Raw genomic sequence first — 15,488 nt, forward strand, 5'->3', positions numbered from 1 at the left:
GTTGAAGAAGTCGATGAACAGCGAGCCGACCAGCGGAATCACGAAAAACGCCTTGACCGACGGACCGTGGCTGGTCGTGAAGACCTGCATGTTGGCCATGGCGTTGGGCGTGGCGCCCATGCCGAAGCCGCAGTGCCCCGAGGCCATGACGGCCGCGTCGTAGTCCTTGCCCATGACGCGGAACGTGACCCAGTAGGCATAGGCGAACATCACCGCCGTCTGCGCCAGCAGGATCACCAGCAGCGGCCCGGCCACGTGCGCCATCTCCCAGAGCTTCATCGACATCAGCGCCATCGCCAGGAAGAAGGCCAGCGACACATTGCCCACCACCTCGAACTGGCGCATGGGTAGCGGCCATTTGCGCAGGTCGATGGCGTTGCGCATCAGCGCCGCCACCAGCATCGGGCCCAGGTACGACGGCAGCGTGATGCCCAGGCCCTTGAGCCAGTCCACCAGCAGCGTGCCGACGCCAATGGCCAGGGTGACAAGGATGGCTGCGTACATCACCGTGTCGCTCGTGTTCTCGCCGGCGTCCGGTACGCTCTCGAGCTGCGGCGCCGCGGTGTGAGTTGTGGGCGTGGCGTGCCACGCCGCAGGGGCGCCCGGCGGAAATCCTGGTGCTGGTCCAGTTCTCGCGCAACATCTTTCGCGCATTCCCCCGCGCTTTTGCCCAGGATGCCCTGGCCCTGGTGCTGGCCCAGGAGCTGGTGGCCAGCGGGCAGGACGGCAGTCTGGCGCTGGCGCAGCGCCCCTTTGCCTACATCCCTACATGCACAGCGAGTCGCCGCCGATCCACGCCCAAGCGGTGCCGCTGTTCACCCAGCCAGGGCTGGAGAACAACCTCGACTTTGAAATGCGGCACTAGGCCATCACTGCGTGTTTCGGGCTTTACCCGCACCGCAACCAGATCCTGGGCCGCAACTCCACCGTGGCCGAGTTGGCGTTTTTGAGCGAGCCAAGCTCGTCGTTTTAGGGCTACTGGCAAGCCCCAGCAATACTTAATACTGCACTCGGCCACAGTGGGTGTTGCCAACTTCAGGCCACGGTTGCAACACGGCTGACGGCAAACCGCTTGCGGTAATCCCGCGGTGCCACACCAAGGTTGCGCTGGAAGGTGACACGCATACGCTCCTCGTCACCAAAGCCACATTGCACCGCGATCCGGTCGATGTTGCGGGTCGAATTCTCCAGCAGGCGCCGCGCGGCCTCCAGGCGGAACACCTCCACCGCCTTGGCCGGTGTGCGGCCGATCTTGTGTTTGTAGAGGCGCGCGAAATTGCGCAGGCTCATGCGGGCCTTCTCGGTGAGGAATTCGACCGTCAGGTCGGCACGTTCCAGGTTGCCAACGATCACAGGTTCAGCGCGTCGGCCTGGCGGTTCTGCTGCAGCGCTACCTGGGCGCCACGGGGGATGCGCACCGTGGAGAGAGATGCACAGACGCCCTATTTCGGTGTGGTGCTAGATGACCAATCGCTGACACCGGGTGACAACCCGCGCATCGGCGCCATCGACTTTGCCGCCTGGATGGCAAAGTTTAAAGAGCGGCAAGTCGTACCGCCTACACGAGCTGCTGGGTGATACCGATCTGCCCCCGCTGCAGCTGCCGAAGAACATCATCATCATTCTGTAAGCCGGCCATCGACTGCATGGTTTGGCGGCTAACGTCTCTTGTAGACCACGAGTTCTGTCTCGTCGGCCAGGGTTTCACCGGTCATGGGAATTGTTTGGTGCTTTTCATAAAAGACCCCCGCGTCCAGGATTTTCTGGAAACGCAGCATGGTCGGCTGGTCGGACAAATAGCCGAACTGGGACACCACGGTGGAGATTTTTTCCCGGTCGAGCAAATCGACGATTTCTTTCTCGCTCATGTCGATGTTCCGGATGCCCATCTCCCGCACGATCTTCATTTCCACAAAGAGTTTGTCGGCCCGCCGGCTGCCGATGTCGCGTCGGTGTCCGACCGTGCGCAGGTCGAAAATAAATGAGCCGTCGCGATGCGCGGAAATCAGCACGTTGCGTTCCTGCGGCGTCACCGCCTGCGCCGCCAGCACGGCCTCCTTGAAGCCGGCGACCACCGGCACCGGGTGGCCCACCACCGCCCGACAGACCAGAAACAGCGCCAACAGCACGGTCGCGCGCGCCGTCCATCGGGCCGACAACCCATAGCTGCCCAGCGCCGCCAGCATGAACAAAAAGGGCAGGCTCGGCAGGTTGAAGCGTGGCTCCTTGTTCGACACGACCGAGAAAAACACCCACGAGCAACAGAGGAGCGCGGCCACGACCCGCATCGGCGGCGTCATGCCGGATTTCTGCGATGCCACCACCGCGGCAATGAGCCCAGCGACCACCAGCGCGACCACGGCCCAGCCCATCTGCTGCGGAAGGATCTTGGCGTACCAGAGCCAGTTCTGCAGCGACCACAGCTTGGGCATGTCCGGCATCTCCACCGCGAGCGACTGGTACAGCTGGCTGAAATAAGCCGCCATCAAGATGGCAGGCAAGGCAATCACCGCTGCCGTGCCCAGCGCCAGGAGTCGGCGGCCGAAGGAGGGGCGATGGGGGTACTTGGAGAAAAACACGAAGAACACACATACCGGCGCCGCGTAGATCGCCTGCGTTCGCGTCAGCACCGCCAGGCCCATGCAGACCGCCATGAAAAACAGCCAGCCGCTCCGCCCGCCTTCGAGGTGGCGGAGCAGGCCATACGCCGTTGCCAGCAGCAAGGCTATCGCCGGGATGTCCGGCTGCACCTGCCGGGACCACCGCAGCATCTCCGGCAAGGCGGCGATGCACAGCGTGACCGCCAGCGAGGTGACGCCGTCGAGCTGGCGCCGGCAGATCAGATAGATGAACACACAGGCCCAAAGGGCGTACAAAATAATGACGGCTTGCGATACCGCGTGTGTGGCGCCGAAAATAGCGAGAAATGGCGCCGCGCTCACATAGAGAAACGGTGGATAAAACCCGATATTGATGGCCGGGTATTTTTGATAATATTCCTTGGCGAACTCAACCGGATGCGAAATGCCGCCTTCGAGTAAAAAATCCCGGACAAACACGCTATTCATCGCATGGCGAGAAGAATCAAACCACCAAAAATCGCCATCGGTCGGTGATGATGCAAATAGAAACAAAACAAATGCCGCAATCACCAACAACGCGCCTGCATGCATCAGATTCGGGCTGAATCTTTTCATTACCTGACTCGATCCTTGAATTGCACGCCGCACACGGTTTCCACATGAAAGCGCGGCCTGTTTTTGGATGCCTCGTAAATTTTCGCCAGATATTCGCCGATGATGCCCATCCCGAGCAATTGCACTCCGCCCAGGAAATACATCGGAATCACCGTCGATGCCCAGCCGGGCAGCGCTTCATCCGTGAACAATTTCAGCAGCAACGCCCAGGCTGCCATCGCCAGGCTAACGATGGAAACCAACACACCGACTCCCGTTATTAGGCGCAACGGGTAGGCGCTGAAAGAAGTCACCCCTTGCCAGGCCAGGCTCAGCATTTTCGAAAGCGGGTATTTGGACTCTCCGGCAAACCGCTCCGCGCGTTCGAATTCGACGATTGAGGTCTTGAAGCCCAGTTGGCGGATCAACCCGCGCAGAAACAGGTGGGTTTCACCATAGCTCCGGAATTCCTCGATCGTCCGACGGCTCATCAGCCTGAAATCCGCGTGGTTGTAGATCACGTCTACACCCAGCAATTTCAGAAACGTGTAGTACGACTCAGCCGTGTATCTTTTGAGATAGGAATCCTTGTCGCGCTTGCTCCGCACCGCAAAGACGATTTCACTGCCTTGGCGGTAGTCCATGATCATTTTCGGAATGACCTCCAGATCGTCCTGCAGATCGGCATCGAGGCTGATCAGCACTTTGCCAGGGGCGGTCATCAGGCCGCACAAGAGCGCGTTCTGGTGGCCGCGGTTGCGGCTTAGCTTTATGCCGCAAATCGTCTGCGTCCGTAGCGCGTAATCGGAGATGATTTCCCACGTCCGGTCTCGACTGCCATCGTCCACGTAGTAGACGGCGCTGTTGGGTGCGATCTCCCCCTTTTTCTCCAGCCTGGCGAGCAATTCCGTCAGCCGCGCCGTGGTTTCCGGAAGTACCTCTTCTTCATTGAAGCAGGGCAACACCAAACTCACCACCGGAGCCGGTCTCAAAACTCCGCTTTTTTGAAAGTCCAGATGCTGTTGATACTGTAATTCCATACGATGACACAACAAGTGCTCAGAGTTTGAGAAATAATAGACCCCAAGCCAATGGACATCAGCAGGGTTAATACGATGGTGTTAATCAAAAGACCAACGCCGGCAACTGCAAAAAATCGGGGAAATGTCTCCTTATGGGGTTTTTTGCTCTCGAATGTAAAACGCGCATTCAAAAAATAATTGCCAATGGCACTGATGGAAAATCCAATAGCAGACGATTCAACCAAAGGCCACTTGAATAAAACGGACAAAATAGCGGTCAACAGATAATGCAAAGCCGTGGCAAATCCACCTACCACCAGAAAATGGATGCCGCTGCGTATGGAAAAATTGCTTGTGCGAGCAGGGAACGGATCGATCGGCATTTTCTATATACCACTGAAATTATCCGATCAAATTCTCATGGATTCGAGCACTATTTGCAACAAACATCCTTCAGCCAAATTCACCTTCCGTGGCGGCAACAGCCTCTGCGGCACCGGCACGCTCTAAGGCAGCATTCCCGCAGCCAGGCATCCTTGATAGAGTGTCTTATGACCGCCGACTTCAGCCCCGCCGTCGACCGCAACAAACAGCCTATCCTCGACGTGCTGCCCGAACGTGGCAACGCGCTGGAGATCGCCCCGGGCACAGGCCAGCACGTGGCCTGGTTTGTCGCCCACCTGCTGCACTGGACCTAGCAGCCCATCGATGCACACATCGGCACGCTGGACAGCATCGCCGCGTGGGTGGCCCAGCAGGGGCCAACCCGGTGCACCCGCCCTGGTGCTGGATGTAATGGCCGACCCTTGGCTGCCCGGCGCCGCACAGTTTGACCTAGTTTACTGCGCCAACCTGCTGCACATCGCCCCCCTGGACCACCACGACGGCCCACATGCGCGGCAGCGCCCAACATCTGGCACCGGGGGGTGCGCTGGTCACCTACGGGCCTTACCAGGAAGATGACGTGGCCACCGCGGCGGGCAATGTGGCGTTTGACCAGAGCCTGCGCCTGCGCGACCCGGCCTGGGGCATCCGGCGGCGTGAAGACGTGGAGCAGGAAGCCGCCAAGACCGGCCTGCGCCTGGCCGAGCGGCATGCCATGCCGGCCAACAATCTGCTGCTGGTGTGGGAACGGGTGATTTGAGGTGCACCGCCTCATCCCGGACCCACCCTACTTCAGGTAATTCAAGAACCCCGTGATGATCACCGCGTTGAAGAAGTCGATGAACAGCGAGCCGACCAGCGGAATCACGAAAAACGCCTTGACCGACGGACCGTGGCTGGTCGTGAAGACCTGCATGTTGGCCATGGCGTTGGGCGTGGCGCCCATGCCGAAGCCGCAGTGCCCCGAGGCCATGACGGCCGCGTCGTAGTCCTTGCCCATGACGCGGAACGTGACCCAGTAGGCATAGGCGAACATCACCGCCGTCTGCGCCAGCAGGATCACCAGCAGCGGCCCGGCCACGTGCGCCATCTCCCAGAGCTTCATCGACATCAGCGCCATCGCCAGGAAGAAGGCCAGCGACACATTGCCCACCACCTCGAACTGGCGCATGGGTAGCGGCCATTTGCGCAGGTCGATGGCGTTGCGCATCAGCGCCGCCACCAGCATCGGGCCCAGGTACGACGGCAGCGTGATGCCCAGGCCCTTGAGCCAGTCCACCAGCAGCGTGCCGACGCCAATGGCCAGGGTGATGAGGATGGAGGCGTACATCACGGTCTTGTCGGTGGTCTCGCCGGTTTCGGGCGCCGTGGCGATGTGCTCGACCGCGGCAGGGCCCTGGCCCGCCGGGCCCTGCAGGCGGTAACGCCGCACCAGCAGCGAGCCGAGCGGCCCGCCCACCACGCAGCCGGCGACCAGGCCGTAGGTGGCGGCGGCAATGGCCACGGGCAGGGCACCGGCCGCGCCGGCCTGCTCCAGCAAGGGGCCGAAGGCCGCCGACGTGCCGACGCCGCCGGTGAGCGAGACCGACCCCGCGGCCACGCCGATCAGCGGGTGCAGGCCCAGCGCGCTGGCCAGCGCCGCGCCGAGCGTGTTCTGGATCAGCACCAGGCCGATGGCCGCGAGCAGAAACACCGCCACGGCCACGCCGCCTTTTTTGAGCAGCTCGAAGCTGGCCGAAAAGCCGATGGTGGTGAAGAACACCATCATCAGGAAGGCGCGCATGTTGTCGTAGAACTCGAAGGTGAAGCTGCCGCTCTCGTGGCCGACCAGCGCGATCAGCGAAAACAGCAGGCCGCCGATCACGGGGCCGGGAATGAAATAGCGGGTCAGCACGCTGACGTGTTTTTTGATGAATTCGCCCACCACCAACAGGACGGCGGCAATGCCGACGGTCTGGGCGATATCGAGCTGGAACGTGATCACAGAGGGAGTCCTTGGGTACGGGCCGGTCGCGTTGCGTCCGGAAAGAGGGGGAGTTGTGCTATCGAAAAGATAGCTATCGGCACATATGTAACAAGGGTTACGTGCCGATTCAAGCCCGCGAATTTACCACGCCGCCCCGGGGCGCCCGCGCGGGCGCCCAGGCGGCACAATCGGTGCCTTCTCCACATTGCCCCCGCTCCCCACCATGCGCCCTGCCCTTTTTGCCTTGCTTGTTTGCGCCCTTTGCAGCGGCTGCGCCGTGGTGGCCGTGGCCGATGCGGCGGTGACGGTGGTGGCAACGACCGTGAAGGTCGGCGCCGCCGTGGTGGGCACGGCGGTGGACGTGGGCGCGGCGGGCGTGCGCGCCTTGGCGGGCAGCGGCGACGAATGAGCGCTCAGTCGGGCAGCTGCGCCGCGTCGGTCGCGAGATACCCCTTGAGCAGGTCGAAGAAGCTTTCATAGAAGCTGCCCGACGCGATGGTCTCGCTGCCCACCTTGACCAGCGACTCGCCCCCACCCGACATGAAGGGCAGCGAGACCGAACCGACGCCGCCGACGCCCAGGCTGGCGGAGTTGTTGCTCTTCTTGAGCGTGTAGCTCTCTTGCAGCGCGGTGACAAAGCCCAGGCTGATCTTGCCGTCGGCGCTGTCGGGCACGCAGACCACGCGGATCACCATCTGTAGGTGCGACTCGGCCGCGGGCTGGAAGTTTTTCTGGCCCTCCACCAGTTCGGCCTTGGCGGTGCCGACGATGTAGCCCTGGCTGAGCAGGGCGCGCCGCGCGGCCTCGCAGGTCTGCGCCGGGGTGGCGTCGAACAGGCGCGAATAGGTGGTGCCGGAGCCGAAGTCTTCTTGCGGCGCAAAGCGCTTGGCCTCCGTGCCGCAGCCCGCGAGCAGGGCCGACAGGCAGGCCGCGCCCGCCCAGGCGGCGCGCCGCAGCCGCCGCGGCCCTGCGGCTGGAACGGGGGCGCACTCGCGCGTGTGGGACAGACTCAAAACCTGGCACTCCTTGGGGCGTGTTCTTGCGGGCGACCGGGCCGCGGGGCGCGCGGGGGCAAGCGCCTGGCGGCCGGTTCCGGTGATTTTAAAAGGCCACCGTGCACTTCGCTTTTCATAGCTGCTTGCGCTTGCCCTGCAAGCGTTTGCGGCCGATTTCACTGAAACTCAATCCACCACACGCCTCAGCGCCCGACCAATGCGCCATACGCCTTGCGCGTGGCCGGCGACACCGCGGCGAGCAGCTGGTCGTGCGAGGTCTGGTGGCGCGCGAGCATGCGCGCCGACGCCACCGTCTTCGACTTGCAGAACCAGTGGCAGCTGTGCTGCATCAGGAACAGCTCGGCCGACATCGTGAAGGCCTTGTCGCGCAGGCTGCGACCGGCCTCGTTGCGCGCGGCCGCCTCGATGCCCTGCGCATGGATCTGCAGCGCCTGGCGCAGGTCGAACGTGGCCGCGGGCAGCAGCCGGTCGGCATAGGGCAGCGCGATCGGCAGCTTGCTCACGCGCGTCTCCTCTGCATCGACGCGGGCGAAGTCCGCGGCGAAACGCTTGAACTGCTCGCACAGCGCCACCTCGGTGCCGGCCAGCAGGTTCCAGACCTGCTCGCGGCGCCCGGCATCGCTCTCGCCCAGCGCGCGCAGGTAGCCCTGGGTCAGGTTCTCCATGAGCTTCTCGATCTGGAACTGCGCCAGGTGGCTGCCCAGCAGCGCAATGCGCCGCGCCTGGTAGCGCGACTTGAGCAGGTGGGCGCTGAAGGCGATCAGCGCCGCCAGGATCAGGACGTCCATGGGCCTTCTACAGCAGCTCTGCGCGCAGCTGCTCGGCGCTCTTGGGCGAGAGCAGGCCGGGCGGCACGTCGAACACGGTCTTGGCGCCGTGCTGGCCCATCTGCGCCATGCGGTGCACGGCGCGCGCATAGGCCACGAGCACGCTGGCCGTGAACTCGGGGTTGCTGCCCAGCGTGAGGCCGTACTCGATCACCTGCGTGGCCTCGGCCGTGGTGTTGCCGCTGCGGATGACGAAGCCGCCATGGGGCATCGCGCCGTGGTCGCGCTGCAGGACCTCGGCGCTGATGAAGTGCACGCTGGTGTCGTACTCGTCGAAGTAGTGCGGCATGGTGACGATGGCCTCGCGCACGGCGGCCGCGTCGGCGCCGTCCTGCAGCACGACGAAGCATTCGCGCGTGTGCTTCTGGCGCGTGGACAGCTGGGGGCGCGTGCCGCTGCGCACCTGCTCGACGGCCGCGGGCACGGGCAGCGTGTACTGCACGCCGCCGGCCACGCCGGGCACGCGGCGGATGGCGTCGGAGTGGCCCTGGCTCAGGCCCTTGCCCCAGAAGGTGTAGGTGGCGCCGTCGGGCAGCAGGGCCTCGCCCATCACGCGGTTGATCGAGAACATGCCCGGGTCCCAGCCGGCCGAGATCAGCGCAGTCTTGCGGTTGGCCAGCGCCGGCGCGTTGACGGCAGCGAAGTGCTCGGGAATGCGCGCATGGGTGTCGAAACTGTCCACGGTGTGGAACAGCGCGGCCAACTCGGGGCCCTGGCGCGGCAGGTCTTCCTTGGAGCCGCCGCACAGGATCAGTACGTCGATGGCGTCCTGGTGCTGCGCCAGCGCGTCCATCGGGAACACCGGCGCGCCCGCGTGCAGCGGCGTGAGCTGCGCGGGCGCGCGGCGCGTGAAGATGCCCGCGAGGGCCATGTCGGGGTTGCGGGCAATGCTGGCTTCAACGCCGCGGCCCAGGTTGCCATAGCCGGCGATGCCGATGCGGATGGTGTCGCTCATAGTGTCGTCCTGTGGTGCTGAAAGAAAAAACAAGAAATGTGCCCGATTCAGGCGGGGGAACGGGCGCGGCGCTCGGGCGCCAGCTGGCGCGCGCCGTCGAGCACGAGCACGCCGACGGCGGCAAACACCAGGCCATAGGTGGGCCACTGGCCCGGTGCCAGGCTCTCGCCCAGCAGCAGTGCGACCAGCACCAGCAGCACGGGCTCGACGTAGGAGAGCAGGCCGAACAGCCCCATCGGCAGCCAGCGGCTCGCGGCCATGTACAGCGCGAGCGCCACGGCGCTCACGGCGCCGAGCAGCGGCAGCAGCGCGAAAAGCACCGGGTGCGCGGGCACCAGCGGCAGGCTCGACGGCGCGCGCAGCATGAACCACAGCGCCGCGGGCACCAGCAGTGCCATGTCGAGCCAGTGGCCGCCCAGGTGGTCCGAGCCCAGGCGCCGGCGCAGCACGAAATAGACGGGGTAGCCGAGCGCGACGACCCAGGTCTCCCACGACATGCCGCCGGCGCGCACCAGCTCGTGCGCCACGCCCGCGGCGGCCAGCGCCGTGGCCAGCTTGTGCGCGGCCGACAGGCGCTCGCCAAAGCACACGCGCCCGGTCAGCACCATCACCAGCGGCAGCAGGAAGTAGCCCAGCGACACCGGCAGCGCGCGCCCGTGCAGCGGCGCCCACATGAACAGCCACAGCTGCACGCCCAGCATGGCGGAGCTGGCCAGGAGCAGCAGCGCCGTGCGCGGCGCCTGGCGCGCGCGCAGCCACAGCGCCCAGACGTGCCTGCCGTCGCCGCGCCAGAGCAGGAAGGCGGTGGTGAAGGGCAGCGTGAGCAGCACGCGCCAGCCAAAGATCTGCTCGCCATCGAGCGGCGCCAGCAGCGGCGAGAGGTAGTAGATGGCGCCAAACAGGACCGAAGCCAGCACGGACGCAACGATGCCCTTGATCACAGAGAACTGGCTTTCAGCAAAGCGGTGGAAAAGAAAGGGCGCGGCGGGCCCCGGCGGCAACCCGCCATTGTCGGTGATGCGCGCGCGCCCGCCGCGCTGGCGCGTGGCTTTTCCGCCGCTCTGCGGTTATGCCCGCCGAATGTGCAGCACCGTGTGGATAAGCGCGTGCACAAGCCCCGCACACCGCGCCGGCACTGGGTTTGCGCGGCCTGCCTTAAAAGGAGGCAACCACCCATCCCTGCGCGGCAGCGCGGTGATCGAGAAAAATTGCGCAGCGCAAGAATGCTATTAATTAAATAGCATACAGCGCTGACTGTGCAAGGGCTGGAGCGCTATTTCATTGAAATAACCTGAAACCCCCGCGCCGGCAGGCTGCGGCGCTTTGTGGCAGCACGGTGACAGCGCCAACAACCTAGGGTTTGTACTTATACCCAGCCGCTGTGGGCTGTTCTGTGGAAAACCTTCGGTACAACCCGCCAAACCCGCGCCGGCATTGGGCTGCAACGCGGTGCCCAATTTTTTGGCATGGCTGCAGGTATAGTCCACGGCCCGCCTCCGGGCGCCGGACCCCTCCCTGTTGTGACCTCTCTCGCCGCCGCCCCCGCCAGCGTCTACCGCCACGCCGGCTTCGTCGCCTTTTTGATCGCCCGCCTGGTGGCCGTGTTCGCCACGCAGGTGCAGGCCGTGGTCGTGGCCTGGCAGGTCTACGACACCACGCACGATCCGCTCGCGCTGGCCTATGTGGGGCTGGCGCAGTTCATTCCGATGCTGTGCCTGCTGCTGCCGGCCGGCGACCTGATCGACCGCTTCGACCGCAAGCGCATCCTGGCCGCCAGCTGGAGCGTGGGCGCGCTGTGCAGCGGCCTGCTGTGGTGGCTGTCGGCCGAGGCCACCGCCGGCGTGACCGGCATCTATGCGGTGCTGGTGCTGTATGGCTGCACGCGCGCGTTCTCGGGGCCGGCGCTGCAAAGCCTGCTGCCGCAGATCGTGCCGCGCGCGCAGCTGGCGCCGGCGATTGCCGCCAACAGCATGCTGATGCGCGCGGCCAGCATTGGCGGGCCGTTCCTGGGCGGCGTGCTGTATGCGCTGGGCGGCGGCCGGCTCACCTATGCGCTGTGCCTGGTCTGCTTTGCGCTGGGCGCGCTGCTGCTGGCGCGCGTGGCGGTGGCGCACGCCGGGCCGCTCGCGCCCACGCAGGGCAGCATGTGGCAGCGCTTTGGCGCGGGCCTGGTGTTCATGCGCTCGCGGCCGATCATTCTGGGCACCATCTCGCTCGACCTGTTCGCCGTGCTGCTGGGCGGCGTGGTCGCGCTGCTGCCGATCTACGCGAGCGAGGTGCTGCACGTCGGCCCGGCGGGCCTGGGCGCGCTGCGCAGCGCCATCGCGGTGGGCGAAGTGGGCGCGGGCCTGTACCTGAGCCTGCGCCCGTTCAACCGCCATGTCGGCCGCACCATGTTCATCGCAGTGGCCATTTTTGGCGCGGCCAACCTGGTGTTCGCGCTGTCGACGCTGTTCTGGCTGTCGTTTGCGGCGCTGCTGGTGGCCGGCGCGGCCGACATGGTGAGCGTCTACATCCGCGGCGCGCTGGTGCAGTTCTCCACGCCCGACGCGATGCGCGGGCGCGTCAACGCGGTCAACATGTTGTTCATCGGCTCGTCCAACGAGCTCGGCGAGTTCCGCGCCGGCACCAGCGCCGCCTGGCTCGGCGCCGTGCCCGCGGCCGTGGTCGGCGGGCTGTGCACGCTCGCCGTGGTCGGCGGCTGGGCGCTGCTGTTCAAGTCGCTGTGCACCGTGGACCAATTCGAGCAGGCGGCCGACGCGCCCGCGCGCAGCTGATGGCCCCGCCGCTGCACATTCTCTGGCGCGACGAGCACCTCGTCGCGCTCTACAAACCCGCCGGCTGGCTGGTGCACCGCACCGGGCTCGACGCGGGCGAGACGCGCTTTGTCGTGCAGACCCTGCGCGACCAGCTGGGCCAGCGCGTGTACCCGGTGCACCGGCTCGACAAGGGCACCTGCGGCGTGCTGGTGATGGCGCTGCACAGCGAGGCTGCGCGCGCGCTGGCGCAGGCGTTCGAGCAGCAGCGCACGCACAAGCGCTATGTGGCGCTGGTGCGCGGCTGGCTGCCCGATGCCGCCGAGGTCGACCACGCGCTGCAGCCCGACGACGCCCCGCAGGGCGCGCCGGCGCAGGACGCGCACACGCGCTTTCGCTGCCTGGCGCGGCTGGAGCTGGCCGAGGCGTTCGACGCACGCCACGCCAGCACGCGCGCCTCGCTGGTCGAAGCCGTGCCGAGCACCGGCCGGCGCCATCAGATCCGCCGCCACCTCAAGCACCTGGCGCATCCGATCCTGGGCGACGCCACACACGGCAAGGGCCCGCTCAACCGCTGGTGGGCCGAGCGTCTGGGCCGGACGCGGCTGTGGCTGCACGCCCAGGCGATCACGGTGCCGCACCCCATGACGGGGCGTGACCTGGAGCTGGTGTGCGACTGGGCCGCGCTGCAGGCGAGCGTGCCCGATGCGGCCGACTGGCTGCGCCTGCAGCAGCGGTTTGCGTGGCGCCGCGTGGACGCGGAACCGGCGCCCGCCGCCCTGCCCGGCGCCTAGGCTCAGGCGGCGCGCGCGGGCACGGCGTTGAACGTGCCGCTGAGCAGCTCTGGCAGGCGCGCTGTGCCCATCTTGAAGCCGCAGGCCTGGGCGTGACCGCCGCCGCCCATGCTCTCGGCCAGGGCGATGCAGTCGAAGTTGCGCTGCGAGCGCAGGCCGGCCTTCACTCCGCCGCTGCCGGCGCTCCACATCAGCGCAAACGTGCCGGTCTGGGCCGACAGCAGGTCGCCCACGAGGCTGTGGAACATGCCGGGGGCATTGACCATCAGGCCCGCGACGCCGTTGAACACCAGCGGCTGCGCGCCCTCGGCGATGTCGGCCGCGAGCTTGCGGTATTTCTCGTCCATGGCGGCGCCGCGCGCCATGAAGGCGTCGAGCTGCGCCGGGCTGTAGGCGGCGATCTCCTGCCAGCGCGCGAACTCTTGCGGCTCCATGTCGAGCGCCGACAGGAAGCCCGCGCTTTCGGCGAACTCCCACTTCCAGATGTCGCGGTCTTCGATGTACTTGAGCAGGGCCGGCATCGGCTGCTCGGGGTGGAAGAATTCCCACGCCAGGCGCGCGCCCGACTTGGTCATGTCGAAGTGCACCACGCCGCAACGGCAGGCAAAGCCCGTGAGCTTTTCGGCCGCGCTCTTGTGGTGGTCGAGCATGACGAGCTTGGCGGCGCGCTCTTCGATGCCGCGCAGGAGGTCGGCCGGGAACGAGAAGTCGAGGATGTAGACCGCGCGGCCCTCAAGCGCCGGCAGGTCGGCCAGCGCCTGGATTTCACCGTGGTCCAGCGCCAGGTACTGGGCGCTGTCGCCGTAATAGAGCCAGGCGGCGAGCGCCGCGCCAAACCCATCGGGGCAGCGGCGGCCGTGGTAGATGACCAGCGGCTGGGGATCGTTTTGGCTGGGGCCGACCGGCAGTCGCAGAGAAAAAAGAGGTTTCATGGACCCAATTGTCACCGCGGCGGCAACGCACACCGCGCATAGGGGATGTGGTCTGACAGACAGGGTCGCGCCACGCGCGCCCAATGGGACTTTGCCGCGCCACGGCGTGCGCATGCGATCGCCCATTTGTTTTGAAGGAGCAGACATGAGCCAACGAGCCACCATCACCGGCCCCGTGACCTACACCCCCGGCGACGGCGCGCCGCTGACGATCCCGCTCGGGCCGGTGGACCTCGATTTCGCCCCCGACAGCGTCACGCTGAGCTGGACCGCAGACAACCAGGCCGCGGGCCTGACGGCGATCCCGCGCGACGAGTTCGACCGCTTCGTGCGCGAGGGCAGCATCCGCCTGTCCGCACAGGCCGCCTGAGAGCCCCCGCCAGCCCAGGCGGAGGGTGCTTGTGCCGTACCATTGGCACATGAGGTCCCATCCCGAGACCGACACGGAGGACGTATGGCCAAAGGACAGATGCACAACAACAAGATGGCGAAAAAGCCCAAGAAAGACACCTCGCCGCCCAAGGAAGGCGGCTCGGTGTCCGACCGGCCCACGCCGCCCGTCACCGCCGTGGCGCCGCGCGGCAAGCTGAAGAACAAGTAAGGCCCTGCGCCGGCCTGAAACAAAGCACCCGGTGCTGCTATGCGGCGGCACCGGGTGCTTTTTCGTGGGCGTTCGCCACAACGCGGTGGCGGTTCAGCGCTGGCTGCGCTGGGGCTTGGCCTTGCGCGCTTCCTTGCGCGCCGCGCGCTCGGCCTCCTGCACCGCGGCGACCGCGCTCCAGGCCTCGAACTCGGCCGGCACCTCCAGCGTGATGCGGCCCAGGATCGCGCTGCGGAAGTCGGTCAGAACGATCTCGGCCGTCTTCTGCAGGTTGACGCGCCCGCCGCCCTGCATGGCGCCGCGCTTCTTGCCGATGGCTTCGAGCAGCTCTTCGTCGTGCATCTGCGCCACCGCGTCGCTGGCCAGGCCGAGCCTGTAGCGCGCCTCCAGGAGCGGCGCGTAGTGCTGCTGCAGGCGGCGCAGCAGCTCCAGCGCCACCAGTTCCTCGTCGTAGGCATTGCGGCCGACGGCGCCGCTGGCGGCCAGGTGGTAGCCGCTTTGCTCGACGGTGATGCGCGGCCAGAGCATGCCGGGCGTATCCCACAGGTAGAAGTCGTCGGCCAGCACGATGCGCTGCTCGAGCTTGGTGATGCCGGCCTCGTCGCCGGTCTTGGCCTGGCGCTTGTCGCTGAGCGTGTTGATCAGCGTCGACTTGCCGACGTTGGGCACGCCGCAGATCAGCACGCGCATCGGCTTGGCCATGCCGCCGCGGTTCGGCGCGAGCTGGTGGCAGCCGTCGATGAGCTTGCGCGCGGGCGCGGCATCCTGCGCGTCGAGCGCCACGGCGCGCGTGTCCGGCCGGGCGTTGTACCAGTCGAGCCACAGCGTGGTGCGCTCGGGGTCGGCCACGTCCTGCTTGTTGAGCACCTTGAGCGTGGGTTTGTGGCCCGTGAGCTCGGACAGCAGCGGGTTGGCGCTCGAGCCGGGCAGGCGCGCGTCCAGCACTTCGATCACCACGTCGATGTCTTTCACGCGCTCGGCAATGGCCTTGCGCGTCAGGTGCATGTGACCGGGAAACCACTGGATGGCCATGGGGAGATCTTTCGCTTTTTCGGGGGG

At 66.1% G+C, this 15,488-nt stretch carries 17 protein-coding genes and 2 pseudogenes; 7 read left to right on the forward strand and 12 right to left on the reverse strand.

The features are described 5' to 3' along the window. On the reverse strand, positions 1 to 654 hold a 654-nt coding region (locus tag B2J89_RS18775; protein ID WP_305792659.1), incomplete at its 3' end, for a sodium/glutamate symporter. On the opposite strand from B2J89_RS18775, the pseudogene B2J89_RS18780 reads away from it, so the two are divergent. Continuing rightward, a pseudogene (locus tag B2J89_RS18780) lies at positions 552 to 973 on the forward strand (DUF924 family protein); the annotation flags it as partial. The gene B2J89_RS18775 and the pseudogene B2J89_RS18780 sit on opposite strands and share 103 nt — an antisense overlap. A 62-nt stretch (positions 974 to 1,035) precedes the next feature. Here the strand turns inward: B2J89_RS18780 and B2J89_RS18785 are convergent. From B2J89_RS18785 to B2J89_RS18800, 4 genes are all read right to left on the reverse strand, one after another. Then, on the reverse strand, positions 1,036 to 1,353 hold the full coding sequence (locus B2J89_RS18785; RefSeq protein ID WP_206041780.1) for a helix-turn-helix domain-containing protein: 318 nt from the start codon (positions 1,351 to 1,353) through the stop codon (positions 1,036 to 1,038). 305 nt (positions 1,354 to 1,658) lie between these two features. Continuing rightward, positions 1,659 to 3,197: a glycosyltransferase family 39 protein gene (locus tag B2J89_RS18790; RefSeq protein ID WP_169170465.1), complete on the reverse strand. Its 1,539-nt coding sequence runs from the start codon at positions 3,195 to 3,197 to the stop codon at positions 1,659 to 1,661. Beyond that, a complete protein-coding gene (locus B2J89_RS18795; protein ID WP_371809100.1) occupies positions 3,197 to 4,150 on the reverse strand; it encodes a glycosyltransferase family 2 protein in 954 nt (317 codons plus the stop codon). The genes B2J89_RS18790 and B2J89_RS18795 overlap by 1 nt, the downstream gene beginning before the upstream one ends. A 14-nt stretch (positions 4,151 to 4,164) precedes the next feature. Next, positions 4,165 to 4,581 carry a GtrA family protein gene (locus B2J89_RS18800; RefSeq protein ID WP_169170467.1) on the reverse strand — a complete coding sequence of 139 codons (417 nt, stop codon included), beginning with the start codon at positions 4,579 to 4,581 and terminating at the stop codon, positions 4,165 to 4,167. Between the two features lie 168 nt (positions 4,582 to 4,749). On the opposite strand from B2J89_RS18800, the pseudogene B2J89_RS18805 reads away from it, so the two are divergent. After that, positions 4,750 to 5,342: pseudogene (locus tag B2J89_RS18805) on the forward strand (DUF938 domain-containing protein). Between the two features lie 27 nt (positions 5,343 to 5,369). On the opposite strand, the gene gltS reads toward B2J89_RS18805, so the two are convergent. Then, entirely contained in the window at positions 5,370 to 6,566 is a 1,197-nt protein-coding gene (gene gltS, locus B2J89_RS18810) for a sodium/glutamate symporter (RefSeq protein ID WP_371809101.1), read from the reverse strand. A 205-nt stretch (positions 6,567 to 6,771) separates the two neighbouring features. On the opposite strand from gltS, the gene B2J89_RS18815 reads away from it, so the two are divergent. Continuing rightward, the gene (locus tag B2J89_RS18815; RefSeq protein ID WP_169170468.1) at positions 6,772 to 6,957 is read left to right on the forward strand and encodes a hypothetical protein; all 186 of its coding nucleotides are present in this window, start codon (positions 6,772 to 6,774) and stop codon (positions 6,955 to 6,957) included. 4 nt (positions 6,958 to 6,961) lie between these two features. Here B2J89_RS18815 and B2J89_RS18820 read toward each other — a convergent pair whose 3' ends face one another. The 4 genes from B2J89_RS18820 to rarD form a co-directional block, all read right to left on the reverse strand. Then, a complete protein-coding gene (locus tag B2J89_RS18820; RefSeq protein WP_169170479.1) occupies positions 6,962 to 7,504 on the reverse strand; it encodes a DUF2242 domain-containing protein in 543 nt (180 codons plus the stop codon). A 242-nt stretch (positions 7,505 to 7,746) separates the two neighbouring features. After that, positions 7,747 to 8,352 (reverse strand): hypothetical protein, encoded by a 606-nt coding sequence (locus tag B2J89_RS18825; RefSeq protein WP_169170469.1) that lies wholly within the window; start codon positions 8,350 to 8,352, stop codon positions 7,747 to 7,749. 7 nt (positions 8,353 to 8,359) lie between these two features. Next, positions 8,360 to 9,346 (reverse strand): diaminopimelate dehydrogenase, encoded by a 987-nt coding sequence (locus tag B2J89_RS18830; protein WP_169170470.1) that lies wholly within the window; start codon positions 9,344 to 9,346, stop codon positions 8,360 to 8,362. Positions 9,347 to 9,393: 47 nt separating this feature from the next. Beyond that, positions 9,394 to 10,287, reverse strand: coding sequence for an EamA family transporter RarD (gene rarD / locus B2J89_RS18835; protein WP_169170471.1), 894 nt, complete (start codon positions 10,285 to 10,287; stop codon positions 9,394 to 9,396). 525 nt (positions 10,288 to 10,812) lie between these two features. Here rarD and B2J89_RS18840 point away from each other — a divergent pair. Beyond that, positions 10,813 to 12,123 carry an MFS transporter gene (locus B2J89_RS18840; RefSeq protein WP_169170472.1) on the forward strand — a complete coding sequence of 437 codons (1,311 nt, stop codon included), beginning with the start codon at positions 10,813 to 10,815 and terminating at the stop codon, positions 12,121 to 12,123. Then, the gene (locus B2J89_RS18845) at positions 12,123 to 12,896 is read left to right on the forward strand and encodes a pseudouridine synthase (RefSeq protein ID WP_169170473.1); all 774 of its coding nucleotides are present in this window, start codon (positions 12,123 to 12,125) and stop codon (positions 12,894 to 12,896) included. Before B2J89_RS18840 ends, B2J89_RS18845 begins: the two co-directional genes overlap by 1 nt. Positions 12,897 to 12,898: 2 nt before the next feature. Here the strand turns inward: B2J89_RS18845 and B2J89_RS18850 are convergent, their stop codons facing one another. Next, positions 12,899 to 13,828: a DHH family phosphoesterase gene (locus tag B2J89_RS18850; protein WP_169170474.1), complete on the reverse strand. Its 930-nt coding sequence runs from the start codon at positions 13,826 to 13,828 to the stop codon at positions 12,899 to 12,901. A 145-nt stretch (positions 13,829 to 13,973) separates the two neighbouring features. Between B2J89_RS18850 and B2J89_RS18855 the strand changes: the two genes are divergently transcribed. Both B2J89_RS18855 and B2J89_RS18860 read left to right on the forward strand, forming a co-directional pair. Then, on the forward strand, positions 13,974 to 14,198 hold the full coding sequence (locus B2J89_RS18855) for a hypothetical protein (RefSeq protein WP_169170475.1): 225 nt from the start codon (positions 13,974 to 13,976) through the stop codon (positions 14,196 to 14,198). Positions 14,199 to 14,282: 84 nt separating this feature from the next. Then, entirely contained in the window at positions 14,283 to 14,429 is a 147-nt protein-coding gene (locus B2J89_RS18860) for a hypothetical protein (RefSeq protein WP_169170476.1), read from the forward strand. 93 nt (positions 14,430 to 14,522) lie between these two features. Here B2J89_RS18860 and ylqF read toward each other — a convergent pair whose 3' ends face one another. Further along, positions 14,523 to 15,461: a ribosome biogenesis GTPase YlqF gene (gene ylqF, locus B2J89_RS18865; RefSeq protein WP_169170477.1), complete on the reverse strand. Its 939-nt coding sequence runs from the start codon at positions 15,459 to 15,461 to the stop codon at positions 14,523 to 14,525. Between the last annotated feature and the right edge of the window lie 27 nt (positions 15,462 to 15,488).

It is taken from the genome of Acidovorax sp. SRB_24, from assembly GCF_012931925.1.

Coding starts and splice junctions, on each gene's coding strand:
- B2J89_RS18790 (WP_169170465.1), bottom strand. CDS start 3,197: ATGAAAAGATTCAGCCCGAATCTGATGCATGCAGGCGCGTTGTTGGTG.
- B2J89_RS18800 (WP_169170467.1), bottom strand. CDS start 4,581: ATGCCGATCGATCCGTTCCCTGCTCGCACAAGCAATTTTTCCATACGC.
- B2J89_RS18815 (WP_169170468.1), top strand. CDS start 6,772: ATGCGCCCTGCCCTTTTTGCCTTGCTTGTTTGCGCCCTTTGCAGCGGC.
- B2J89_RS18825 (WP_169170469.1), bottom strand. CDS start 8,352: ATGGACGTCCTGATCCTGGCGGCGCTGATCGCCTTCAGCGCCCACCTG.
- B2J89_RS18830 (WP_169170470.1), bottom strand. CDS start 9,346: ATGAGCGACACCATCCGCATCGGCATCGCCGGCTATGGCAACCTGGGC.
- B2J89_RS18840 (WP_169170472.1), top strand. CDS start 10,813: ATGGCTGCAGGTATAGTCCACGGCCCGCCTCCGGGCGCCGGACCCCTC.
- B2J89_RS18845 (WP_169170473.1), top strand. CDS start 12,123: ATGGCCCCGCCGCTGCACATTCTCTGGCGCGACGAGCACCTCGTCGCG.
- B2J89_RS18850 (WP_169170474.1), bottom strand. CDS start 13,828: ATGAAACCTCTTTTTTCTCTGCGACTGCCGGTCGGCCCCAGCCAAAAC.
- B2J89_RS18855 (WP_169170475.1), top strand. CDS start 13,974: ATGAGCCAACGAGCCACCATCACCGGCCCCGTGACCTACACCCCCGGC.
- B2J89_RS18860 (WP_169170476.1), top strand. CDS start 14,283: ATGGCCAAAGGACAGATGCACAACAACAAGATGGCGAAAAAGCCCAAG.
- ylqF (WP_169170477.1), bottom strand. CDS start 15,461: ATGGCCATCCAGTGGTTTCCCGGTCACATGCACCTGACGCGCAAGGCC.